This is a genomic window from Orientia tsutsugamushi str. Boryong, assembly GCF_000063545.1.
GTDB classification, from domain to species: Bacteria; Pseudomonadota; Alphaproteobacteria; order Rickettsiales; family Rickettsiaceae; genus Orientia; species Orientia tsutsugamushi_C.
Genome location: NC_009488.1, coordinates 611,079 through 634,791 on the forward strand (window position 1 = coordinate 611,079; position 23,713 = coordinate 634,791).

Here is a 23,713-nt window from a genome sequence, read left to right on the forward strand (position 1 = left end):
TTAATAATTCACTAACTTAAGTTTTTTGAGCAATGTATATCCCCAAACATATGCTATATTTAAGTTTTGTAGCTTCATAGTTAGTTTTGTGATGGGAAAGTTACCAACAAGCTTTACATAACATGTAAGGTCTGGTAGATTCATAATTTCAGATGGCATAACTAAAAGCTTTTTACGCTCAACATTATTCATATTTACTCCATCTCGCATAGTATTTGATCCATATGACAAGTTCTCTTGAGTTTCAATAATTTCTTCCTCACCTAGTGTTAATGCTGATTTATAAGCTGTAACCTGATCGCTAACTCGAAAAATAAATTTACTATTAAACAAATCAAGCATAGAAGCACATTCAGCAGAACCATATATTGCTTCTAATTGATGAATGTTCTGCAACCCAGCAACAAAGCAGCCTCCATACTTTCTACTTTCAGCTAAAGCAACTGGTAAAGATGAAACTTTTTGTAGAGCTGGCAGTTCATCAAGTATAAACCATATGTTTTTGTTATCATGATTAGGATTTCTACACATCAAAGCTTTGATAGCTATACTTATCCATGCTGAAATAAGTGGCTGTAAAGTAGCTCTTTGACTTGGAGTAGCTGTGATAAATAGCCATCCAGTTTCAGCAGAATTACTAAACCATTCCTTGATGCTAAAATTACCTCCAGGCTTTAAATATTGTAGCGAAGTAATATTCTTTCCAAGAGTAGATTGAATTCCCGCAGAAGTTTCAGGCGCGCTTTCGCTTATAATGCCTGATACAGCGGTGTTTCTAAAAGCTTTTACAAATTGTCTATTATCAGAGTAAATGATTGTATGAATTAATTTTATGATATCTTTGTCATCCTGATATAGCTTCAATGCTTCAGACAAGACTAATTCAGCATTTTTAGCAAAAAAGTCATCGATTCTATGGGTATAATTACTAAAACTACTAGCTATATCATGAAAATCAGCTGCTTCAAAACAATCGTTCCAAGGCAACCATTGCTCGCTATTTTTTTCCAAAGGATTAAGCAGCTTATCACATTTAGAATCAAAAAATCTATCAGTAAAAGCTCCAGTAAGGTCTATAATTATTGCTCGATCCTGTTGTGATCGAATTTGTGGTAGCAGTTCGTTAAGCATATTAGTTTTACCAGTACCTGTTGTTCCGGTAATAAGAATGTGCAGCCTTTCACTATTCTTTACTAATGGCAAGCCTCCAAAACAGATTTTCGAGGCCTTTTTAGCGCTTTTTAGCATTTTAGCTAGATTTCTCTCTCCGTACAAAATCAGCACCTCTAATTTTAGCCTTAATAATCGTTTTTTTACCTTGAGCCGTAAAGAAAACAATTGAGATTATCACACCAATAGCAAAAACAATTAATCCTTCTAATAATGCTGAATTGATTAGGAATTCCCATAATTGCTGTATTTTAAATCCATGTTGACCTGTATAAAATTCATGTAGAAAGTCCTGAGCATTGAGGTGTATCCATTTTTTAAACCTTAAACTATAAAATACGATTCCTATTTGATCGATATCATAAAAATGTTCACCAATTGTTAGCTTAAGCTGTACATATCGCTCAATCGCAAAATAATACAAACTGCTCAGAAAAACTTTTTGATATAATCGACATATAATCCAGAATATCGATAATCCTAACCCAATTGTAAAAACATTGGCACTACCTTGCCCAAACATTCTTAACTTATGAGCAAATAACTGCGATCCCCTTGTGAAATTGCCTTGATTCTGAAAATTCATCAAGAGTATTTTTTCAAAATCTGTAGTTTTTGCTCATACTCTTTTACTCCAGTAAAATTCTCTAATTCTGTTAACTTTTTAAACATTGCTTCGTATTCTGCAATGATATTAGGATTATATTTAATAGCTAAGTTAAAATTCTCCTTAGCTTTTGAGTACTGTCCTAAACTTACTAATGAAATTCCTTTTTCAAGATAGTTTTCAGCAAAATTAGGTTTGTACTTAATAGCGATAGCAATGTCAAAATTTTCTATCGCTTTTTGGTGTTTACCTAATTTCTCAAGAATCATTCCTTTATTATAATAAATATCCGCACAATTTGGATCATATTTAATAGCTATGTTACAGCTTTCTATTGCTTCAGAATATCTATTCAATAAGCTTAATATATACCCTTTATTACAGTATGATTTCACACAACTAGGATCGTATTTAATAGCTAAATCAAAATGTTCTATTGCATTCTGCAATTGCCCTAAAAATGCTAAAGTTAAACCTTTATTAATATAAGCTTCTGCATAATCTGGTCTATATTTAATAGCTATATCATAGTTTTCGATTGCATTTTGAATGTATCCTAAATTCATTAACGCTATGCCTTTGTTATAATAAGCTTCTGGATTATCTGATCTGTACTTAATAGCAATATCAAAATTTTCCATTGCATCTTCATACTGTCCTAATCTAGCTAAAGAAGCTCCTTTATTGTTATGTCTTTCCACTCCTTCAACTTTAACTTGTGCAAAAAATGCTCTACCACCAGCACTAGCACTAGTTCCACTACTTTTACTGTGGCTACTACCTGTATGATCAGTAGTAGCAATGCTACTAGAACCAACCTCCTGTAGAGCTTGAGATTCACTATCAGTGATGCTTATAGACTGAGCTTCATCGTGAGTTATCCTGTCGGCTCTATTTCCATGGTAATGGAGTTTCCTGTTGAAATAAGATTGGCCTCTCTTTTTGTCAGTGAATCAAGAATGCTCTGAGAGTGCGTAAACTGGTTTTGATATCCAGCTTGTAGCATAGCAGAAGCTCGGAAGTTATTTCCCAATGAATCTACGTTTTCATTTATAATTTGTCGACCATCAGCCGTTGTAGTGACTGTTCTACCACCATCATTGATAATATTAGCCATATGTAATGAAGGAGCTAGGTTTTGTTGAGAGATAGTTCTATTGCCTATGCTGTAATTATCCATACTCAAGTTATTGTCGACTATGTTACTGCCTAAGCTGCTAGCAACTGGTATAGGAGAGAACTGGCTGGCCAAGTTAGCTGTAGCATGAGCACAAGCTTTTATCACTGCCCAAGAAAGCATTGGTATCGATGATGCAAGCATTTGAAACGTCGCATAGCTATATAAAATCATCTCTGCGAAGCTTCCTTGCGATAGCATATTCAAGCCATAATCATTACCAAAAGCTCCAGATTTACTGGATAAGCTGATCATTCCTAGGCAATGGATTATTGTAAAAAATACTGGCCAGCTGCTGACCCATATTATTAATAGAATCCAGGTTTTGAGTATATTGTAGCCGCCAGGTAATAGGCCCATTGGAAATACAATAAAGATCATTGAGACTACTAATGCAAAAAAAACAGATTGTAAAATAGGCATCATGTGAGCAGCCATTTCGCCAGCTACTAAGTACGAAAATGACTGTTGAAATAGCCCTCTAATTGCATGCATACTAACTAAATTAGAATAAATTCTTGATAACGAAAACTTCTCACGCCAGTCATCATATGACTCACGATTAGCATTAAGTAACATCGCTTGCTTCATCCATTCATGAATATCTTGTTGCTCTCTCTGTAAATATTTTAGTGTGTCTCCAGTCATGACTTTTAGTCTTTGACTTAACATATTTGACTTATCAGATTGAACTCCAATCGCAGCTGCAAACTTTGTTAGGAGTCCTTCATTTAATTCTTTATGAATTGCCGCTTTAATCAATGGAGTAGCTTGTCTACAGGTCTTGAAACTAATGGCTAAATTACTAGGCTCGCGATAATAAATACCAAAATTATTAGGTATATTTTGCTCGATAAATCCTATAATGTCGTTAGTTTGTTGAGCAGCAGCTTTTTTACCTAGAATATTGCCTATGATGTAAGGCTTCATAAAGCATTGTCTAAGGAATTCCTTCGTATTAGTTAAAGTTATTGGATCCTGTATTTGCACATCTCGAATCTTAGCTACAGCCTTAGCTCCAAACATAATACCAGTTTTTCTGCTCGATAGTCCTTCATAAGCTGGCAAAAGATGCTGTTCCAACATTTTAGATACAAAGTAACTCGTTTGCGATGAAAGAGAAGCAAACATTGCAATACTTATGGGATATTATCAACCTTTACTGGCGCACTCATTGATACTTCATCCTTCAGCCAAACAGTAGATTTGGGGGCAAATAACAGCGTAAAAATAAATATCGATGGAAAAAACCATTCCCATAGCAAAGATGCCGATATTTCCTCTAAAAATAGCCCTAGTAGCAGCCCATATGCCACCAATAGTCAAGGCTAAGTGACCCACTGGAGTGAAGTATTCGCTATTTGAAGCAAAGACCTCTGCCTATGCCATTAAACACATGCCATAACAGATCTCCACCACCAAATGTGTATATTACGTAATCCATTAACTTTTCTCCTTCGCTATTAAATGCTGCTCTATTAATCTAGCCCTTTTATCTATTCGACTTGCATCGGTTTGTAGGCTAGTCCATTTTTCATTTGCAAAAAGTTGTACTCGATTCAATTCCTTCAAATATCTTTCTAAATGTTCATTCGAAACTTGCTTAGCACCTAGTGAAGTAACGGCTCTACGTATTTCGGTGATTACTTCCTTCAAATGCTGAACTAATGTATAGCTAGCTATTAATTCTGATGAGATCTCTAAAATTGTGACTCCAGAAATAGCTTCTAATGTGATATAATCATAAATTGGAAATATATCTCCAATCGAAGATAAAAAGGCTATTTCAGAGTTGCTATATTCAGAATTCTTATCAAACTTATTTTTTAGATCAGTCAATTTTTGCTTAGCTTTACCTGCATAAGACTGCTCTGGTGATATTGTGATATTTCGTTGTAGGCTTGGATGCAGGCAACTAACACTATCACAGCTGTAAATTGAAGCTGATTCTCCACCTTTTAAATGACTAATCCAACTTTTTTCATCCTGAGCTAAGGAGTCAAAAAAGTACACATTATTGTTTGTAACCACGATAGTGCCAGTCATAGACATGATTGAATCACGCATATTTGATGGTATTCCAACCTTTGCTGCTGCTTTAGTGAAGATGTTATAATCATCCAGCATAACTCTGAATCCTTATTTTGTGCTTGTCGCAGAGCTTGTTTTTGATCTAAATAATTACGACATTTTTTACCAGCAGCAAAATAATCAAACCCGCTTTGTGACTGTATATCACGGCAAACAGCTTCTCTCATAGCTGAGTTTCTTGGTAAAGCTGTAGCAAATAATGCTTTTGTTAATTTGCAATCTCCCTTAGCAAATTGATTCATCTCCATTGCTAGATTACGTAAGTCTTTGAGAGCATTCTCAATTTGAGGAGCAAAGGTTTTTAATCCTAATGAAAAAGCATAGACTTTAGCTTGAGAACCAATGTTTTTCATCAATTGAACTAATTCTTCTCCAGAAATAACAGAGAAGCTACCAAGATAGGCATCAATACCGCTACAGCTCATGTTTAAAGATGGTGGAGTTATAGCAAATGGCTGAAATGATGTTTGGCTTGTTCTGGCAGATAATCCGCCAGCCGCATAATATCCAGCCGCTTGATCTTGATATGATCCAGATCTTGTGACATTAATACTCATTCCTTGAAATACGTTTTCGATATTCCAAGCTAGTGATACTGGAGCTTGTAGCAATAATAGCATTGTAATGGCATAAACTCTGATTTTGGTGCTCATGTAGTCTCCAACTTATGATAATATCTATCGATTGCTAGAATATTGTCGATAATTTTATCTTCAGAGATTATGCCTCTAGCTACTGCATATATTTTTTTACCATCGCTAGCTACTGAATATAATACAGGTACAATATGCTTAGGATTTAGTTTATTAAGCAACTCATTATTCTTACTGACAGCTAGCAACTGAAATGCATATTTATTAGCAAAGCACTGAACAATAGGCATAAAGGCCTTACAGAGCAAGCAATCTTGTTTAACTTGCAAAATCAATCCCCAGTTTTTAGCAATGTTTTTGAGTTTGAAATCATTTTTTTGCTCTGATTTTTCTTGATATAGCTTTCTATGTAAGCTATTAGCAGGCTCATTAGCATTAATCAGTTGGTAATCAAGTAGAGTAGCTAGTTGCCACATAGTAGCAAACTTATGAGCCTTCTCCATGATTTGCTTCTGCAATCTTTGAGCTGTAATCACATTTTCGAGCGTTGGATTATCCAGCGCTATACGCTAAGCTCGATTAAATCGCTCCTTTAATTCCTCGATTCTCTGGTCATGAGGCCTACTCATCAACTTAGAATTAGCAGCAGAGTCATCAAGCTCATGACCATGTTTATCATTGTACCATAAAAATCTTGTTGGTGAAGCATCAACAGTGGATAAATGACTAATTAATATCATAAACATTAATAATCTGCTCATTTAGACTAAGTTTGTTGCATACGATGAACTTTATCTTTGATTCCTGCAATAATGTCTTTGTTCATGCTGTTTTGAGCCTTAGTGAGTATATCTCCAAATAGTTCATCCATATTGATTTTAGTGAAATCAACTTTTTGTAACTCTTCAACAGTAAGGCCTCTACACTTTGGACATTCAGGTGTACCAAAGTTCATTTTTAGCTGTTTTCTTGCTTCTTCCTGAAAAATTCTTGCAAGTTTCGACTGAAAGCAGCAATAAGTAGACTTTCTAGCTAAGCAAATACCTAATATCGGAATTCTTGAAGAACAGTAGGTTCCAATATAGTAGCAGTAACCTTTTTTCCTATATAAAGCTAATTCTTGTTCCTTAGACTTACATTGCGATAAGCCTATATCACGCCCCCAGCCAGTCATTGAAGAGCAGCAATTCAAAAAACTAAATACATCTTTTTTGCATTTTCGATGTTTACCTGAAAATACAGAAACGGGATTTGTTTTAATGTCCTTGCTCATCTGATTTAGCATCGCTAGATGAGCTACTTTAGCTATATCTCTATTTGGTATAATAGTTGGAGTGTTGCAATTACCTCCTAAACAAAAGATTGAGTTATTATGCAACGATGAGTGTAGCATTGTTTGCTTCTCAGTTGAACAGCTATAATCGTGCTGCCATAGTAAACAAATATTTGCTACTGATTTTTGGCAAGTGCTGTTTTTTAATTCACAATTCTGAATTTTAAGGTGTTTGCAGCCATCTTTTGGATCGCTAGTACAAGAAAAAAGAATCTTTTGTTTCCAATATGGACGATTGACTTTAAACTTGTCAAAAAATACTCTATCACCACCATCATAGTTGATTCTATTGACCTCATAGCATTCATTACTCTCAGTTAATTGCTCAAGTTCAGGGTTTAAAACTTGCCAATATTCTGCTACTTTCCTTAGTTCTTGAGTCTTATCTCTGTAGTCATAGTGAAGTATACATATTTTTTCATTTACTTCTAATAAAAAATTTCTACCAATATGGTGTATAGATACACCAAGCCTATTAGCAATAGCCCATTTCATTTGTTTTACAATTGCTTCGGGATCATCTACTAGGCAGTATATTTGTGCACCTAATTCATCATCATAGACATCGCTACGACTCTTAAGCCAATTACTATGATTCTCCTTTATTTCTTCTGTTGCAAATTCCATTTGCCGGTTTTGCCAAGAAAGCCATACATTCTCTAATCTGCACTCAACATTTAATTCTCGAATAAGTTCAATGTTAAAATTACTACCTTCATTACAACTTTGAATAATTTCAGTATTAGTTTTACTTGTTTGAGTTACGAAGTTACTGCTATCAAGGGCACTTAAAGGATCAGATTCAATTCTCATTGAATTAGCTATCATATAATTTTGATCGTTGATATTATGTTGAGTTAAGGCATTGTTTTTACTGTTTTCAGCTTGAAATAACATTGCCCCACTTTCTGTACCAAGCTGATTACGGCCATGGTAGGTTAAATCCTCATCATTGTTAGGATAATTGACATTACTACCTTGATGAAATAATTCTTGTGTATTTGAAGAATTTCCAAGATTTACATTATAGTTGCTAGCTTCATTATAACTGCTTTGCATTGAAGCTAAACAACAGCTAATATTGAGCACTATCAAAAAGTTAATATAGATAATAATCTCATTGAGTATTCTCATTCATAATTTCTAATGCTATTGCTAAAGGAATATGGCCAGTTAATTTCTTGGTTAATCCTCTTTTTTCATCATCTATTACTATCACAGGAACAACATCAATTTTATATTGTTCAAACAAGCTAGGATCTATATCGAAGCTAATACCAAGCTCCATAGTTTTATTCTTTGTTTGTGTAAATGAGTTATTAATTAACCCACGCATAATCAATTGAGCTCCAGCCTTTTGAGATTCAGCAAAATAGCTTTTTAAAGCCTCATCACTCATTGAAAATGAGACAAAAATAAAAGTTTTTTGCTGGCCCAAAAAAAAGCATTAGCATTATTAACAAATAATAAAACCATCAACATCATTACTCGTATAACCATATTCCTCTCTAACCCTTATCAAAGCAAACAACAATCTCTTTTTCGCCAAATCAAGTAACCAAAATCTTCACCATTAACTGGAAATTCTCTTCCAGCCTGCCATGTAGCTTCTGTTTGGCCTATGCTCTTGCAGGATCTGGTTTCTGGAATCGGATAAGTCATTTGTAGTCGATACTGACTTTTCTTCATAATAGGCATGGGATACTTGCCACATAAGCCTTTATAACCATAATATCCCCATAACATCAGTTGCCTATGCATTCTAGCCATAAACTTACTTACCATTAATACAGATGTTCCAACTCCACCATTATGCGCCGCAGCTGTTCCAGTAAAAGGGTAAAGCATTCCTTGACATTCAGCACACCAAAAAGCATAATCACTTGCTAATAAACCAGCGCCACAACTCATGCAATCAGCTATACATGCTTGATAAGCAGCTACATTTTGAAACAACAGCGTTTCTGGATTTAAAATCGCAGATTTAGCGTCATCACTCCATAATGGATCAAACTCTGTTAAATATGCTATATCGACTGCAGCCATTTCCAGACAAATAAAATCAAGCAAAATTTCCAGCCAATAAATCACAGGATAGACATACCAATGAATGTGATAAAAAGCACTTCCTTCAGCCTCATCTTTCATGCCTTTTTGAGTAGCACTTCCAAATGACAAACCTCCAAGACTTACCATACACATTGGTGAAATATATGCCATTAATGTTTATTCATAAATATAGTCTTCTAAATCCAGTATATGATATTATAAAAAGTAAGTTCCTTTCTTTTGTATCTCTAAACTTGAATATTTTTCTGCTTTGGTTGGTACTTTTATTTTATTTAATGCTGCTTGCGTAAATTTAAATAATATTACAGATATATTTATTACCTTCTGTAAATTTTAAATTTAAGTAATTAAATAATAACTTATTAATTTTTAAAATTTGCTTAAACTTAATGATCATGTTAAAAATAACAAAGATCTTCTCGATAAATCTGCATTACTTGCGTCAATACTAGATGTAGGAGCAAAACACAGACTATAGTTCTTGCGCTTGTTTAGCAAATATTGAGAAATTTAATTCTGCTAAACAAGTTGTAGCTTTTGCAGGTCTAATTCTAAGCATCATCAGTCTAGTAGTTCTGTACGTGGTTCTAGTAAAATCTCTAGAACTGGTTAATTTAGACCTACGTAAAGCTTTTAAATGACAAAATGCTATATCGTTAAGCCTTATGTACTTCTCCCACCTTGTCCCTTATGTTGTAAGACACTCGCTCTTTGAGAAAGAAGCTTTTCTGTATGAGAAGAATCATTACTACTCTTTCTATTTTCATACTCTTTTGATTCTTCTCTCATGCGACACATATAATTCTCATACGCTTCCTTATAACAGTCCCTCTGATGCATTTTTAAGTCAGGTAACGAAGATAGCGCCATTCGAGATAAATGCATTTTTTGATCTTCTGTCAGCTTAATCTCTGCCATGAAAGAACGAAGATATCCAAGCTTTTGGAACAAATATTTAAATGGCTCAGCTCTTCTTTTTGCCTCCTCGCGCTCTAGCTGAAGGTTTGATACTGCCTCATCTAGAAGCCCTTTCGCTTTCTTGAGTTCTTCAGATGGTTCTGTTGTCATATTACTAACTAGTGACTGTACAATGCCCTGAATTCTTCTTCCTCTATCTACCACACGATCTTGTTCCTCGCATACCTTTACCAAGTCCGTATTAGCTCTAAGATCCTGTATAGCTTTGACAATTCCTTGATCATGAGGTATATTGTTGCCAGTGAATATCTCCTTAAGTATTGCGCAAATATTTTCCAATGCTTGAACAAAATGCCCCCATGATCCTCTGCTTTTGACTTGCTCCAAATCTTGTTTTAATTGACCAAGTATACCTCCTAGATCAGCTTGCAGGATTTTAAGATCATCACTTTCATCTGTAAAAGGTAATATATCCTCCAATATTGGATTAAGACAAGATATTACTTTCTCTGCCTCTTCTAACATTCTTAATTCTGATTCATTTATGCTAATTAAATTCATGAAATTAACTCCTTATATTTTTATGTTAACAAAAAAGCTAATCCATAGCTAAACAACTATGCTATAGTCATTTTACTTAAAGAGTTGGTTTAAGTAAAATGACTTCTTGCAAAACCTATTCAAAGCTTAAAATTATAAATTTTAGTAATTTTAAATTACTAGGAAAATCTTTTTTTTTCTGTATATCTATCATTAATAATTTTGAATCGTTTCTATCACCGCTCTGTAAAGCAGCTACTACACCTGCTAAATCTTCTGCTTCTTGCTGTATATCAGGAAAAAATTTACCCATTCCTGCATTAATATTTCTTTCTAGCGCTTCTCTTTTAGTTATGGCTGCAGTCCTTTCCATCGCTTGATTTGGTAAAATTTGCAGACCAAAATGAATAAGAAAATTTGATTTTATATATTCATCACGACGCATTTCATTACCTAAAAACAGATCCATAGCAGATAATTTCCATTCTGCAGGCCTTTTGCGAGCTTCTAGACTGATAAATATTTGATCATCATTTACATTTACACAATCATCATTCTCAAATAACGAGAAATCTCCACTTAGAATTTGTTCAGATAATATTTCATACTGGTTAATATTCGAATGTTCTTCTTCAGGCCAGCCAAATATTACTCTCAGAAACTTTAATAATTGCTGCGCATCAACATTTTCAGTGCTTAATCCAATTGACCTAAACGTATCTTTTAAAGCATCTCGTCTGCGAATCATATCATCGATATTTGCATTTAAATTAGGTATAGTAACTGAAATCAACAATATTACATCCTTTATAGAACCTACTTTTTGAGCTTGATCACGCAAAAACTCTGTTCTTTTGTTTGCTAACTCAATAAATATCTCTCCTTTACGATATGACTGCCAGTTGCTTAAAAAATTCTCTATATTATTACTACCAATCATCAATACTTGAAGGCTACTTTCAGCAGGTAAATTTTCATCGCTTTTTAGAAATTCAGCAATTTCATTTTGAGCCGAAACACTAGCTTCAGCCAATGGGCATGCAAGCAATACAAAGCCTATTGAGCTACGATTAAAGAATAGCTGAGTCTCATCATCATATGATTCATAAACAAAATGTTTAGAGAATCTTTTTCGATCAAAATCCTTATGTATGCTTGCGTTCACCTTGGCTCTGTTTTGGTTTAAATAAATTAATAAGATATTTTTTTGGTTTTTTAGGTGAAGTGTTAACAACATCTAGGCCTTGAACTGCTTTAGCTTGCCTGTAGCATAGAATACAACGTCTTTTTGATTTAACTTTTGATGTTTCCAACTTTCTCAAGATTATCAATATCAAAAGCGCCTTGAGCAACCATATTCTTTATTTCGTATAAAGACTTACATTTTAGCCCTTTAGGAATTTTACAGTCAAAATTATTTTCGAAAAAGAAGCTTGTTAGGCTCATACAGCCCAATAGCAATAATAAAAACTTCATTAGACCTCTTTCGAAACTGGTTAAGGTAGTTCAAAATTATTGCTGATAAATATCGAAATGGACGTAAAAGATTCGGTCTTAGTTTTAATTTGATCTCTGGCATTTATAATTTTAAACTACCTTAACCAGTTTCGAAAGAGGTCTATTATAAATGCTCCTCTAACTTTTGTGATTGGTCGAATTTATTATGCAAATTAACTTTTTCATTGTTAGTTGATTGTGAATAAGTTAAATTATGTGGCTTCTTCTTGTGCTCACGTAAGTCAAAACCTTTTTTAAATACAACATCGATGACTCTACCTGACGCAATAAGAACGACTGGGCTCATAGAATCAGCTCGTTTTATAGCAAAATCAGCTAGCTTATCAAAAGCATTACTAGCTCCAGAGTAAGCTCCAGATTTTAGTGCATCTCCAACACTTAACTCTGATTGAGCCTGACCTGGAGTCATTATATTTAACGTTGGAGCCGTTGTCATATCAGGTTTAATAGCCTTAGCTTGCAGAAACTTAGCCATGCTGCTAAATACTCCATTTAATGCAGCCATTCTTACTACTTTAGACGATTTATATCTACCACGATTCCTTTAATTCCAGAACGTCCGTCTTCGCCTATCAACCAGCCTTCTACCTGCTTTTCAATAATATCTCCTTGTTTATTGACTACTGAAATAGTTTCGATGCGACATTTAGCTCTCTCTGAGGAAATATCTCCATTACAAGATCCAATTAAGATAGCCTTTTTGATTTGATCAGTTTTATATTTATCGTAAAGAATTGCTGTATCTACTAGCTGCAGAATAATTGGCTCTGGTGATGAAGAGCTGTTAGTTCCAGTACCTACAACGACTCCAGTAAGTAGCACAGCTCTAACAGAACTGCCGCTAGTAACATAGTTCTCAACATTCTTTTTTAGTTCAGCTCCAGCTCTCCTAAGATTGACAAATGATTTTACTACTACTACGGAAGCTTGCTTTGTTTTGTTATCATTGGGTAAATTTAAAATATGCTGATTAAGATCATGACTGAACTCATCACTATCATTATTATATAGAAGTTGCTTAGGATGATTCTCCAATATCTCAAGTTTTTGGTTAAAATTATTAATTTTTGCAGTAGTTTCTAAATATCTGCTTTCTATTACACTTTCTAATCTATCTTTTAATGTTTTAACTTCACTAAGTATTTCCTCTGTCCATTTTGCTCTCAAATCTACAGCTTGTTCTACTCCAGAAATCGCTTCTCTTGACTCACGATTTTCAGTAAAAGTTATAGATTCTTTCGTTTTGCCATTTTCAGATAAAAAATACGAAACAAGCATTATTGTTATGCTTATAAAAGTTAAGGCAATTACTGGCTTTCGGCGAATAATATTTGTTAACTCTGATAGCTTGCTATTAGACCTAACAGCAGATTCAGCCTTTGGTTTATTATTTAGCTCTAAATCTTCTTCTTCTTTTGTATTATCATTGTCTGAATTCTCCTGTTGCACTATTCCTCCGCTTTTTGAGTTTTGATGTTTCTACCTTATCAATGAATTGATTGAGTACTAATTTATTTTCATACCACCGGCAATCCAATCTAGGTAAAATCCTAAAATAACACCAATTGCCACCATTACTCCTGCAAGCTTTATATTACCTCTTGCTACAGCCCAAATCGATGATAAAATAGTTGCGCTTGATATACCTATTGTTTTTAGCTTTCCACTAAAAAGTCCGTCTATTTTATTAAGCTGCCCTTCAAGGGTATCAGCTAATGCTGGCTCAAAAGAAAAAACACAAGCAGTAATTATAATTAACAGCACTACAACTACATTATTCCGCTGTATTCCAAATGTAGGTTTTAGCATATTTAGTCGCGATTTTTTATATCTGAACATTGTTATTGCTTATTAGTAAATTTTGCATTATTCTCCTAGTGCTAGTTATTCCATGTTCAATGAAATTTTACTTTGAAGCGGTTTTAATTAATAATCTTTGTAGAACTTTAAGTCTTTGAAGTAAAAACTAGCATTTTAAGCCAGTTTTATTTTTTTCTTAGTATTTCTACTTTGTTTTTTAGAAGGTTTCGCTGTTAATTCTTTAGTATTAACGTTATTACTGAACAAATTGGTATTGTTTTGTTTTGAATTATCCTTTTCCTCTATTTTTGTAGCAGCATTAACAAGCATTACAGGGCTTGGAGTTTTTGGAGTAAAAGTTAACATTAAATCTTGAATTGTTTTGTGTGCTCCTATTACTGTTAAATAAAGCTTCTTTTCTTCTTCTCGTGGAGCAATAAACAAACATCCAGACTCATGAACTACAACTTCAGCTGCATTTTGAGGGTACATAAAAATATCATTGATTTTTTCATCTTTAAGATTAATTCTTGTTGGTCCACTATCAGAAATCTCAAGCTTTAGCAGATTATCAGCTTCTAACTCATATTCTACTGCATATATATTATTAACGTTTACCAAAGCAATAAGCCCTATCATAAATCTCAAAACTCTAATATTCATTTTTTTATTCCATTCTCTTTAACACCAGTCAACAATAAAAGGTAATTAGGAGTTCGCTTGTAAGTCAAAAGGTAAGTCTTATCGACAGCTATATCTTTACTATCGCTAAACCAATAACGAAGCGTTCCACTAATTAATACTCCATTCATTTATCACTTCAACATTCTTCGGAAAAAAGACTGAAGACACATTTGAACCTTTAACAAATTGCAAGTGATCATGAAAAAATTTATTTAAAGATTCAGTATTACTAGATGCCACTTTCATGTCTGCTATTTGTCTTTCTACCTCATTTGGAGAAGTAGTAAACAGGCCTTTCATCACATAAATTGCCCATTCCTTTAAATAGGTTTCATGGTAATTTTTTGATGAAACCGTCATTTTACGATCAGGCTCTATTGCTGGAATTAACAACCACTTTTCTTCTTTTGTAATTGCTGCTATTATTGCAATTATATTAGCTGCAGCTAGCAATATAGTTACTGAAAGTAAGCATTTATTATATTTAACAAGCTCTTGTATAGCATTTTGCTTAAAGAGATGATTCATTATTTGCCAACTTTTTTGCCCAAAAGCCTTGGATATCCTAATGGAGCTTGCAATAAACCTTTAGCTACTAAAAAACTTTTTAGCAAAAAATTCTCCGATACCTTCTTAAATTTCTTAAAGCAATAACATAGAGCAATTCCTCCAATCATAAAGGCCAGTCCTAATTTAGCATGCCTGCTGTTTAGTAGTACAATTCCTGGAGCTACTCCAGCTAATACTACTCCCCATTCATCAATGCTCAAACCCATATACTTCAACGGCCTCGATAATGCCCAACATAATTTTTGATTTTGCATAATCACCTTTAGCCGCAATTGTAGCATGAGATTTCTCATTCTGCTACTATAATGTTTAAATTAGCTAAATATCTTCAAATACAGATTTTACCTGTGATAATTAGTTTTCATATATGCATTTCTTACTCATGCTAAGTTTCATGTTATTTCAGTATTTATTTCAAATATCAATTCCTGAATGTTCTCTTATCATTTGTGTCACCTTAGACATATATTGTCTTACTGGCTCTAAACTAACTTTGGTATAAATACTCGTTGATTTTATGTCACTATGATTCAATGCTGCACCAATTATATACTGACCTGCGCCTTCATCTGCCATACAACTTGCAAACGTCCTTCTTAGATCGTGTATCCTTAAATTTTTTATGCCTGCCTTTTTACAAATCTTATACCATTCTCTATAAGGAGATTCCAAGTGCCCGCTTTTCGTTCTATCAGTTGATAGCACCCATTTACTTTTAGATGTTAATTTTCTTGCTTGCAATATTTCCATTATCTCATCTGTTAATGGTATATTTTGCGTCTTTCCGTTCTTAGTTTTTGGTATATGCCATATTTTTCTTTCAAAATCTATATTGTCCCATTCCATCTCCAACACATTACTTTTTCTAGCTCCAGTATATAACGCTAGTAATGCAAAATCTCTTGTCAACGGAGTTGCTTCTCCACATAATACTTGTAAAAATTTAGTCATTTCATCGTAACTTAGACGTCTTTCTCTTGCTTGCATTTTATGTTTATCTATTCCTAGTGTAGGATTTCTGTCTATTAATTCCCATTTTATTGCCTTATTTTAAATATACTGCTTAAGGTTACTAGAAATCGATTTGCTGTCGCATATTTCTTCTCTTTAGTTATATCATTGAATATTTGTTCAATATCATTCCTTTGAATCTTGCTTATCTTTTTTGAATATAACGGTTTCCCATAATTATATATTCTTGCAGCATTACTCTGCCAGTTTATAGTATATATTTTGCCATACTCTTCAATATACTTGTTATGCAGCTCTTCTAATGTAATCTTTTGAGCTTTTCTTTTTCTCATCTCATTTTCTTCTATATATTGTTGACGTCTTACTTCTCTTGGATCTATTCCTTTCGCCATTAATGTCTTTAATTCTCTTGCTATTTTTCTAGCTTCTTTAATAGATAAATCTGGAAATACCCCTATCTTTATTTTTATCCCTTCTTTTCTAAATTTTGTTTCAAAAGACCATGTTTTTCTTCCTGTGCATGATACTTTTACTTTAAGTTTCGGTTCACCTTTATCATGGATGATTAATGTTCCTTCATTTGGAATTTTTATTTTTCTTAGTAACTTATTTGTTAACTTTAATGATATTGATTCCATAATTACACCATATATTAATTATTATATTAATTTATATTACAATTACCTAAACAAGGTATCTATATTATTCTCTTTATTTGAATCAAATTGTATACTAATTTATTCATAACATACCTGACTTCCAAGCCGCTTTATCAACCTTGAGTTGGTATGCATTTTTCAACCATCATCTTAACCTCTAGATTGAAAACTGGCCCATAATTTCCTGAATTTTTTTCTACCTATTTTCTACCTTTCGCCTTAATTTTTTTGTTATATTGACAAATATTGCAAATATATTTATAGTTAAAGTTGAAGATTAATTATAAATATTAATAAAAGTTAACATAAGTTAATAGTAGGTTCTATAAAGTGCATAAGTTAACAAAAATTAACATTTTTTCTTCTTTATATTTGATATGTCTTTGTAGCTTTATTATTAGGTAATGTTTATACAAGGAACATTACGCAACTTAAAATTGTTTTTAATTATTGTCCTATTTTCAACTTCAATGAAACCAGCTTTTTGTAGTTCAACTAAGCATTGCCTAACCCTGCGTTGACAAACCTGCAACTCCTTTTCAAAAGAGTGATAACTGTCTTGTAATTCCTCTATATCATTATTGTAATAGATCTGTAGTTTATATACTATCAATGATAGAAGCTGTTTAGATGTCTTGCTTAAAGCTTTAGCATTATCTCCAATCAGATCTTTCCATTCTGCTGGAACAAAATTTCCAATAAAACGATAAAAAACAGTTGCATTATTGCTACTGTTATTATTAGCAATTTTGCAATTATTGCTTGCCAAATTACGCAAATCTCGCACCATTTCAACCTCCAAAAATGTCAGGTATAGCAGGTGATTTAGGCAATTTTTGCTATCAAAAACCACGTTTTTATCCCGCGTAAATATAGCAATTTAGTAGCTATACTCAAAATTTAACACTCTGAAAGGCTTATAACAACACAGTAGTCTTAAATAGACCTCTTTCGAAACTGGTTAAGGTAGTTCAAAATTATAAATGCCAGATATCAAATTAAATCTAAGACCAGATCCTTTACGTCTATTTCTATATTTATCAGCAATAATTTTGAACTACGTTAACCACTTTCGAAAGAGGTCTAATATAGGACTTAATTTCATAAGAATATTGTTTGCTGTTACATAGTATTTCTTTGCTGTTATTTCGTCAAAAAGCTTCTGAATATCTTCTTCGGTAATCTCAGATATCTTTTTATGGTATAAAGGTGCTGTATAACTCTTTACTATTACATAGCTTTTCTTCCAATCTTCCAACTTTTTTCATGATAAATACTACTATATTCAGCATATTTTTCATGCGCCTGTCCGAATGTTAGTTCATTCTGTAATTCAAGTCTCTTATGTTTTTTTCTTTCCTTTCTCTATTTATCTTGCGTCTTTCCTCCATTGGATGTATTCCGTTAGCAATATCCTTTTTCAACTTCATTACCTTCTTCCTAGCCTCTATCACAGTCAGATCTGGTGAAGTTCCTATTTTTATCCTAATATATGCCACTAATGTTTATTACTAAATAAAATCTTCTAAATCCAGTATATGATATTATCAAAAGTAGGTTCCTTTCTTTTATATATCTAAACTGGATTATTTTTTCTTCTTTGGTGGTACTTTTATTTTATTTAATGCTGATTGCATAAATTTAAATAATATTACTGCCGTATTTATTACCCTTCATTAATTTAAAATTGAAGTAATTAAATAATAACTTATTAATTTTTAAAATTAGCTTAAACTTATAATGTGTAGTATGATTTTTATTTAATAGCAAATACTTTTGTAAAAATAAAAAATATTTTTAAGCAACATTACCAACTGAAGGTTACTCTAAGCTTATCAACTTCAAATTCAAGTTGCCTGATTAAAAATTAGCATTCCAATTAGCTAAATATCATACATATATTTGTGTTATATTTGTGCAATTGACATCAAGATATTATTATCATATTGACAAGTAATATTAACACAACTACAGTTAAATTCATATATCAACTCAGACGAGAATAAACTACATAGCAGATTTTATAAAGCGTATAAAGCTTACAATAACTCTTACTCTAACTTATTTCTTCTAGTTAGTTAATTTTTCTTAAACCATGAATCTATAAGTCAGATCGAAACTGCTGAATCTCAATTATATGATCTAGGTTCAAGGGGGACTTTGAGTAAAGGATTTATAAAATTGCAAACTTCAATTGAAGAATCATGGACATCAATTTCATCTGCTATTAAAAATAAAAACTCTATTAATTGCATTAGTAGTGGACTACTGGATCTTGATTCAAAGCTTGGAGGATTTAAAAATTCTGACCTAATAATATTAGCTGGCAGACCTTCAATGGGTAAAACTGCTTTAGGAGTTAACTTAGCAATAAATGCTTGTAAATATTTTCTTACTCAAAAAAATACTAAAGATAATGTAGTACCATCAGTTGGCTTCTTTTCTTTAGAAATGTCATCTCAGCAAATCTCAACTCGAATTCTTTCTATAGAATCAGAAATTAATAGCTCTGCATTATTTAACGGTAAAATAGGTGAACAAGATGTTGATAAGTTAAAGACTGTACAAGACGAAATACAAAAGTGGAATTTTTTTATAGATGATGCTCCAGCAATCTCGATATCTGCAATTAGATCTCGAGCTCGTAGACTTAAACGTACTCATAATTTAGCAATATTATTTATTGATTATTTACAGCTAATAAAAATTGATTCCAGAGGGAGTCAGTATAATCGAGTGCAGGAAATTTCTGAAATTACTCAGAGCTTAAAAGCTCTTGCTAAAGAGCTCAATATTTCAATAATTGCATTATCTCAATTGTCTAGAGCTGTAGAACAAAGGTCAGATAAAAAGCCTATTCTCTCAGATCTAAGAGAATCAGGCTCAATTGAACAGGACGCCGATATTGTAATGCTCATATATCGGTACGAATATTACTTGTCTAGATCAGAACCAGATCTAGGAACTCCAGAACACATGGAATGGCAGAAAAAGCAAGATAGATGCTTTAATACTGCTGAAATAATTGTTGCTAAACACCGTAATTGGCAAGTTGGTACAGTGAAGTTGCACTATAATAGTAGGTATTCTAAATTTGGCAATATTGTTAAAAACTCTCAGCAAGGCTAATAAGCGCTAGATTATGCATAAGATGAAAAAATGCTGGTCCAAAAAAAATTACAGAAAAATTTTACTCATTAACACCAGAGATATGCAACTCAAGATTGGTTTTTGACATCATGATAACTGAATCAAAAATTTTATAACTTAATTTGCTTTTTTTCAGTTTTTATCTGGGATTGGAGTATACAAAAAGTTTAAATTATGGTATAATTTATTAATAACCATTTAGAGATGGACAATGGTAGATTTTTATAGTGAGAGCTTAATAAATAAGCTGTTCAGAACCAACGTAAGATTTAACACCAAAATTGATCTTGATAGAGTTGAAAAAGCAATATTTTATGCTAAAACATTACGTAATAATAAAGCTACAAAGATATATCAAATATAAAGAAAAAGAAAAGTTAATTTTTGTTAACCTCTACACTTTATAGAACCTACTATTAACTTATGTTAACTTTTATTAATATTTTTAATCAAGCTTCAACTTTAAGTATAAATATATTTGCAATATTTGTCAATATAACAAAAAATTAAGGCGAAAGATAGAAAATAGGTAGAAAAAAAATTCAGGAAATTGGGGGCCAGTTTTCAATCTAAAGGTTAAGATGATAGTTGAAAAATACATACCAACTCAAGGTTGATAAAGCGGTTTGGAAGTCAGGTATATTATAAATAAATTAGTATAAAAATTTGATTCAAATAAAGAGAATAATATAGATACTTTGTTTAGGTAATTGTAATATAAATTAATATAACAATTAATATATGGTGTAATTATGGAATCAATATCATTAACATTAAAGTTAACAAATAAGTTACTAAGAAAAATAAAAATTCCTGAGGGAGAAAAATTATTAATTATCCACCATCTAGATATAATAGGACTTAAACTGAAAATCTCATGTACAGTCTGTGGAGGAAGAGTAAGAAAAACATGGTCTTTTGAAAAAAAATTTAGAAAAGAAGGGATAAAAATGACGATAATGGTATTTCCATATTTATCTATTAAAGAAGCTATAAAAAAAGCAATAGAATTAAAGATATTAATGGCGAACGGAATAGATCCAAGAGAAGTAAGACGTCAACAACAGATAGAAGAAAATGAGAATCGTATAAAAGAAAGACAAGAGATTACATTCAAAGAGCTGTGTTATAAGTATATTGAAGAGTATGCCAAAATATATACTATAAACTGGAAAGAGTATACTGACAGAGTACATACTTATGCACAATCATTATATGGAAAAAAGATAAGCCAGATTCGAATGAGTGATATTGAACCAATATTCAATGATATCAGCAAAGAGGGAAAATATGCCACAGCAAATGCATTGCTAGCAACCTTACGCACTATATTTAATAAGGCAATAAAATGGGGATTAATAGAAAACAATCCTACTCTAGGGATAGAGCAGCATAAACTGCAAGCAAGAGAGAGACGTCTAAGTTACGATGAAATGGGTAGATTTTTACAAGTATTATGCGGAGAAGCAAGTCCATTGATAAGAGATTTTGCATTACTAGCGTTATATACTGGAGCTAGAAAAAGTAATGTGTTAGAGATGGAATGGGACAATATAGATTTTGAAAGAAAAATATGGCATATACCAAAAACTAAGAACGGAAAGGCGCAAAATATACCATTAACAGATGAGGCAATGGAAATATTGCAAGCAAGGAAATTAATATCTACAAGTAAATGGGTACTACCAAGTTCTACTAGCGAAAGCGGGCACTTGGAATATCCTTATTGTCCCATTCCATCTCTAAATGGTTATTAATAAATTATACCATAATTTAAACTTTTTGTATACTCCAATCCCAGATAAAAACTAAAAAAAAGCAAATTAAGTTATAAAATTTTTGATTCAGTTATCATGATGTCAAAAACCAATCTTGAGTTGCATATCTCTGGTGTTAATGAGTAAAATTTTTCTGTAATTTTTTTTGGACCAGCATTTTTTCATCTTATGCATAATCTAGCGCTTATTAGCCTTGCTGAGAGTTTTTAACAATATTGCCAAATTTAGAATACCTACTATTATAGTGCAACTTCACTGTACCAACTTGCCAATTACGGTGTTTAGCAACAATTATTTCAGCAGTATTAAAGCATCTATCTTGCTTTTTCTGCCATTCCATGTGTTCTGGAGTTCCTAGATCTGGTTCTGATCTAGACAAGTAATATTCGTACCGATATATGAGCATTACAATATCGGCGTCCTGTTCAATTGAGCCTGATTCTCTTAGATCTGAGAGAATAGGCTTTTTATCTGACCTTTGTTCTACAGCTCTAGACAATTGAGATAATGCAATTATTGAAATATTGAGCTCTTTAGCAAGAGCTTTTAAGCTCTGAGTAATTTCAGAAATTTCCTGCACTCGATTATACTGACTCCCTCTGGAATCAATTTTTATTAGCTGTAAATAATCAATAAATAATATTGCTAAATTATGAGTACGTTTAAGTCTACGAGCTCGAGATCTAATTGCAGATATCGAGATTGCTGGAGCATCATCTATAAAAAAATTCCACTTTTGTATTTCGTCTTGTACAGTCTTTAACTTATCAACATCTTGTTCACCTATTTTACCGTTAAATAATGCAGAGCTATTAATTTCTGATTCTATAGAAAGAATTCGAGTTGAGATTTGCTGAGATGACATTTCTAAAGAAAAGAAGCCAACTGATGGTACTACATTATCTTTAGTATTTTTTTGAGTAAGAAAATATTTACAAGCATTTATTGCTAAGTTAACTCCTAACTTAATGCTAAAGTTGTAAGTTTAGCTAGATAATCCACTCCACCTATTTCCTCAAATACGAGTTCATTGCCTAGCATATTTTTGAGCGAAATTACAGTAGCGCTAATTCCTTTACTAATAATGAGATTAATTGACTTGTATATTTTACCATGTAATGGTTCATAAAAATGTTCCGGCAGTAAAAATTCGTTAATGTTATATAGCGCACGATTGTTAATCAGAATTGCTCCAAGTATCATTTGCTCTGCTTGAATATTATTTGGAGCAATCTTTGCAAGATCTTTTTCCATATCACTCTTTAAATTTTATTAAAATTATTCGAAGTTAACTAACTCAAAAGAAAACCCTTAAGCTTTAAAAGCATATTCAAGACCTTGCATACAGTTGTTTCTAATGTAATCATCTTCAAATTCTGTTTTTGCTTTGATGAATATTTTTTTATTAACACTGTCTTCATTTACAACTTTCAATGTACTAAACCATGATTTGTCGATAGCTTGACCATAACTTTTAACTAAAGATTCTCGTACTTTGTACCAAACCGAGTTGGAATCTAGTTGTTTACTGAGATTTAAGAGATACTCTTCTTCATTGATTTGTTTCTGTGAAACAGTTTTGAGTTCTCAAATGGTGTAACTTGCAATTTTTGAATTTCGTATCCATATACATCCTGTACAGCTTGTAATATCTTTGATTCATCACATTCTGTTAGTGTGATATTTTTAAGCAACTTAACAAAAAACCTAGTTCGAACCGCTTGCCCAAAACTACAAGAAGTCAAAATTTGATAAGCCATAGCTGCTTCAAAAGAACCAGCAATTTTATGCTTCAACTGACTTTCCTTACTAAGATTTGCGCTTGTTTCAATATATGTCCCTGAAAAAAGTCTCAGGTGGACATGAAATTTCTTTCATGTTGGAGCGAGATTTTTTTCTGGTAAGGCTATATTTTCTTCTTTTCATTTTTCGTTATAATGCTGAAAATTTTTTAGAAGTTTTATGCAAGGGACATTACGTAACTTAACATTGTCTTTAATTATTGTCCTATTTTCAACTTCAATAAAACCTGCATCTCTTAATTCTACTAAGCATTGCTTAACTCTTCTTTGACCAACATTCA

At 32.4% G+C, this 23,713-nt stretch carries 18 protein-coding genes and 13 pseudogenes; 5 read left to right on the plus strand and 26 right to left on the minus strand.

The genetic code is table 11. The features are described from left to right. The 9 genes and pseudogenes from OTBS_RS02950 to OTBS_RS02990 form a co-directional block, all read right to left on the minus strand. Positions 1-1,756, minus strand: a pseudogene (locus OTBS_RS02950) (type IV secretion system DNA-binding domain-containing protein). Continuing rightward, complete coding sequence (locus tag OTBS_RS16025; protein WP_162097311.1) at positions 1,756-2,478, minus strand: tetratricopeptide repeat protein; 723 nt, start codon at positions 2,476-2,478, stop codon at positions 1,756-1,758. Before OTBS_RS16025 ends, OTBS_RS02950 begins: the two are co-directional and overlap by 1 nt. A 176-nt stretch (positions 2,479-2,654) precedes the next feature. Next, on the minus strand, positions 2,655-4,085 hold the full coding sequence (locus tag OTBS_RS16030; RefSeq protein ID WP_232488825.1) for a conjugal transfer protein TraG N-terminal domain-containing protein: 1,431 nt from the start codon (positions 4,083-4,085) through the stop codon (positions 2,655-2,657). Positions 4,086-4,093: 8 nt separating this feature from the next. Further along, positions 4,094-4,270, minus strand: a complete 177-nt coding sequence (locus OTBS_RS16035; protein ID WP_162097308.1) for a hypothetical protein — start codon at positions 4,268-4,270, stop codon at positions 4,094-4,096. A gap of 127 nt (positions 4,271-4,397) precedes the next feature. Continuing rightward, positions 4,398-5,698 (minus strand): annotated as a pseudogene (locus OTBS_RS02970) (conjugal transfer protein TraH). Beyond that, positions 5,695-6,399: pseudogene (locus tag OTBS_RS02975) on the minus strand (conjugal transfer protein TraF). The pseudogenes OTBS_RS02970 and OTBS_RS02975 overlap by 4 nt, the downstream one beginning before the upstream one ends. 5 nt (positions 6,400-6,404) lie before the next feature. Beyond that, a complete protein-coding gene (gene traN / locus OTBS_RS02980) occupies positions 6,405-8,030 on the minus strand; it encodes a conjugal transfer protein TraN (RefSeq protein ID WP_232488837.1) in 1,626 nt (541 codons plus the stop codon). Between the two features lie 58 nt (positions 8,031-8,088). Continuing rightward, positions 8,089-8,409 carry a type-F conjugative transfer system pilin assembly protein TrbC gene (gene trbC / locus OTBS_RS02985; protein ID WP_011944350.1) on the minus strand — a complete coding sequence of 107 codons (321 nt, stop codon included), beginning with the start codon at positions 8,407-8,409 and terminating at the stop codon, positions 8,089-8,091. A gap of 80 nt (positions 8,410-8,489) precedes the next feature. Beyond that, positions 8,490-9,179: pseudogene (locus tag OTBS_RS02990) on the minus strand (TraU family protein); the annotation flags it as partial. Between the two features lie 247 nt (positions 9,180-9,426). On the opposite strand from OTBS_RS02990, the pseudogene OTBS_RS16040 reads away from it, so the two are divergent. Further along, positions 9,427-9,676 (plus strand): annotated as a pseudogene (locus OTBS_RS16040) (transposase); the annotation flags it as partial. Positions 9,677-9,704: 28 nt separating this feature from the next. On the opposite strand, the gene OTBS_RS02995 reads toward OTBS_RS16040, so the two are convergent. The 3 genes and pseudogenes from OTBS_RS02995 to OTBS_RS17845 form a co-directional block, all read right to left on the minus strand. Further along, the gene (locus tag OTBS_RS02995; protein WP_011944586.1) at positions 9,705-10,520 is read right to left on the minus strand and encodes a hypothetical protein; all 816 of its coding nucleotides are present in this window, start codon (positions 10,518-10,520) and stop codon (positions 9,705-9,707) included. Positions 10,521-10,731: 211 nt separating this feature from the next. Next, positions 10,732-11,664: pseudogene (locus tag OTBS_RS03000) on the minus strand (TraC family protein); the annotation flags it as partial. Further along, positions 11,645-11,975: pseudogene (locus OTBS_RS17845) on the minus strand (conjugal transfer protein). The pseudogenes OTBS_RS03000 and OTBS_RS17845, both read right to left, overlap by 20 nt. Before the next feature lie 29 nt (positions 11,976-12,004). Here OTBS_RS17845 and OTBS_RS13915 point away from each other — a divergent pair. Further along, positions 12,005-12,100 (plus strand): annotated as a pseudogene (locus tag OTBS_RS13915) (IS5/IS1182 family transposase); the annotation flags it as partial. A 20-nt stretch (positions 12,101-12,120) separates the two neighbouring features. On the opposite strand, the gene OTBS_RS17510 reads toward OTBS_RS13915, so the two are convergent. The 11 genes and pseudogenes from OTBS_RS17510 to OTBS_RS17850 all read right to left on the minus strand — a co-directional run bounded on the left by OTBS_RS17510 (position 12,121) and on the right by OTBS_RS17850 (position 18,201). Then, positions 12,121-12,522, minus strand: a complete 402-nt coding sequence (locus OTBS_RS17510) for a TrbI/VirB10 family protein (protein ID WP_041621152.1) — start codon at positions 12,520-12,522, stop codon at positions 12,121-12,123. A 5-nt stretch (positions 12,523-12,527) separates the two neighbouring features. After that, on the minus strand, positions 12,528-13,466 hold the full coding sequence (locus OTBS_RS17515) for a TraB/VirB10 family protein (RefSeq protein ID WP_041621153.1): 939 nt from the start codon (positions 13,464-13,466) through the stop codon (positions 12,528-12,530). A 57-nt stretch (positions 13,467-13,523) separates the two neighbouring features. Continuing rightward, the gene (locus OTBS_RS03020) at positions 13,524-13,856 is read right to left on the minus strand and encodes a hypothetical protein (protein ID WP_011944588.1); all 333 of its coding nucleotides are present in this window, start codon (positions 13,854-13,856) and stop codon (positions 13,524-13,526) included. A gap of 135 nt (positions 13,857-13,991) precedes the next feature. After that, a complete protein-coding gene (locus OTBS_RS03025; RefSeq protein WP_011944589.1) occupies positions 13,992-14,480 on the minus strand; it encodes a hypothetical protein in 489 nt (162 codons plus the stop codon). Continuing rightward, a pseudogene (locus OTBS_RS03030) lies at positions 14,477-15,029 on the minus strand (TraE/TraK family type IV conjugative transfer system protein). Before OTBS_RS03030 ends, OTBS_RS03025 begins: the two are co-directional and overlap by 4 nt. Further along, a complete protein-coding gene (locus OTBS_RS03035) occupies positions 15,029-15,364 on the minus strand; it encodes a hypothetical protein (protein ID WP_011944590.1) in 336 nt (111 codons plus the stop codon). Before OTBS_RS03035 ends, OTBS_RS03030 begins: the two are co-directional and overlap by 1 nt. A 121-nt stretch (positions 15,365-15,485) precedes the next feature. Beyond that, positions 15,486-16,058: a site-specific integrase gene (locus OTBS_RS15375; protein WP_232488882.1), complete on the minus strand. Its 573-nt coding sequence runs from the start codon at positions 16,056-16,058 to the stop codon at positions 15,486-15,488. Between the two features lie 50 nt (positions 16,059-16,108). After that, positions 16,109-16,681, minus strand: coding sequence for an Arm DNA-binding domain-containing protein (locus OTBS_RS15380; protein WP_193777004.1), 573 nt, complete (start codon positions 16,679-16,681; stop codon positions 16,109-16,111). Positions 16,682-17,099: 418 nt separating this feature from the next. Continuing rightward, a complete protein-coding gene (locus tag OTBS_RS03045) occupies positions 17,100-17,492 on the minus strand; it encodes a hypothetical protein (RefSeq protein WP_041621155.1) in 393 nt (130 codons plus the stop codon). A 171-nt stretch (positions 17,493-17,663) separates the two neighbouring features. Beyond that, positions 17,664-17,759 (minus strand): annotated as a pseudogene (locus OTBS_RS13920) (IS5/IS1182 family transposase); the annotation flags it as partial. A gap of 259 nt (positions 17,760-18,018) precedes the next feature. Continuing rightward, a complete protein-coding gene (locus OTBS_RS17850; protein ID WP_041621157.1) occupies positions 18,019-18,201 on the minus strand; it encodes an integrase arm-type DNA-binding domain-containing protein in 183 nt (60 codons plus the stop codon). Positions 18,202-18,802: 601 nt separating this feature from the next. Here OTBS_RS17850 and OTBS_RS03060 point away from each other — a divergent pair. From OTBS_RS03060 to OTBS_RS03065, 3 genes and pseudogenes are all read left to right on the plus strand, one after another. After that, a pseudogene (locus tag OTBS_RS03060) lies at positions 18,803-19,831 on the plus strand (DnaB-like helicase C-terminal domain-containing protein); the annotation flags it as partial. Between the two features lie 232 nt (positions 19,832-20,063). Further along, a pseudogene (locus OTBS_RS11515) lies at positions 20,064-20,174 on the plus strand (bifunctional (p)ppGpp synthetase/guanosine-3',5'-bis(diphosphate) 3'-pyrophosphohydrolase); the annotation flags it as partial. A gap of 430 nt (positions 20,175-20,604) precedes the next feature. Further along, positions 20,605-21,609 (plus strand): tyrosine-type recombinase/integrase, encoded by a 1,005-nt coding sequence (locus OTBS_RS03065; protein WP_080571820.1) that lies wholly within the window; start codon positions 20,605-20,607, stop codon positions 21,607-21,609. A gap of 208 nt (positions 21,610-21,817) precedes the next feature. On the opposite strand, the pseudogene OTBS_RS03070 reads toward OTBS_RS03065, so the two are convergent. The 3 genes and pseudogenes from OTBS_RS03070 to OTBS_RS16070 form a co-directional block, all read right to left on the minus strand. Further along, positions 21,818-22,884: pseudogene (locus OTBS_RS03070) on the minus strand (DnaB-like helicase C-terminal domain-containing protein). A 57-nt stretch (positions 22,885-22,941) separates the two neighbouring features. Beyond that, a complete protein-coding gene (locus OTBS_RS17855) occupies positions 22,942-23,190 on the minus strand; it encodes a DnaA N-terminal domain-containing protein (protein ID WP_332370181.1) in 249 nt (82 codons plus the stop codon). Then, on the minus strand, positions 23,166-23,426 hold the full coding sequence (locus OTBS_RS16070; RefSeq protein ID WP_041621158.1) for a hypothetical protein: 261 nt from the start codon (positions 23,424-23,426) through the stop codon (positions 23,166-23,168). The genes OTBS_RS17855 and OTBS_RS16070 overlap by 25 nt, the downstream gene beginning before the upstream one ends. Positions 23,427-23,713: the final 287 nt, after the last annotated feature.

Coding starts and splice junctions, on each gene's coding strand:
- OTBS_RS15375 (WP_232488882.1), bottom strand. CDS start 16,058: ATGCAAGCAAGAGAAAGACGTCTAAGTTACGATGAAATGACTAAATTT.
- OTBS_RS03025 (WP_011944589.1), bottom strand. CDS start 14,480: ATGAATATTAGAGTTTTGAGATTTATGATAGGGCTTATTGCTTTGGTA.
- traN (WP_232488837.1), bottom strand. CDS start 8,030: ATGCAAAGCAGTTATAATGAAGCTAGCAACTATAATGTAAATCTTGGA.
- OTBS_RS02995 (WP_011944586.1), bottom strand. CDS start 10,520: ATGAATTTAATTAGCATAAATGAATCAGAATTAAGAATGTTAGAAGAG.
- OTBS_RS03045 (WP_041621155.1), bottom strand. CDS start 17,492: ATGGTGCGAGATTTGCGTAATTTGGCAAGCAATAATTGCAAAATTGCT.
- OTBS_RS03065 (WP_080571820.1), top strand. CDS start 20,605: ATGGAATCAATATCATTAACATTAAAGTTAACAAATAAGTTACTAAGA.
- OTBS_RS15380 (WP_193777004.1), bottom strand. CDS start 16,681: ATGGAATCAATATCATTAAAGTTAACAAATAAGTTACTAAGAAAAATA.
- OTBS_RS16030 (WP_232488825.1), bottom strand. CDS start 4,085: ATGTTTGCTTCTCTTTCATCGCAAACGAGTTACTTTGTATCTAAAATG.
- OTBS_RS17510 (WP_041621152.1), bottom strand. CDS start 12,522: ATGGCTGCATTAAATGGAGTATTTAGCAGCATGGCTAAGTTTCTGCAA.
- OTBS_RS03035 (WP_011944590.1), bottom strand. CDS start 15,364: ATGAGAAATCTCATGCTACAATTGCGGCTAAAGGTGATTATGCAAAAT.
- OTBS_RS03020 (WP_011944588.1), bottom strand. CDS start 13,856: ATGTTCAGATATAAAAAATCGCGACTAAATATGCTAAAACCTACATTT.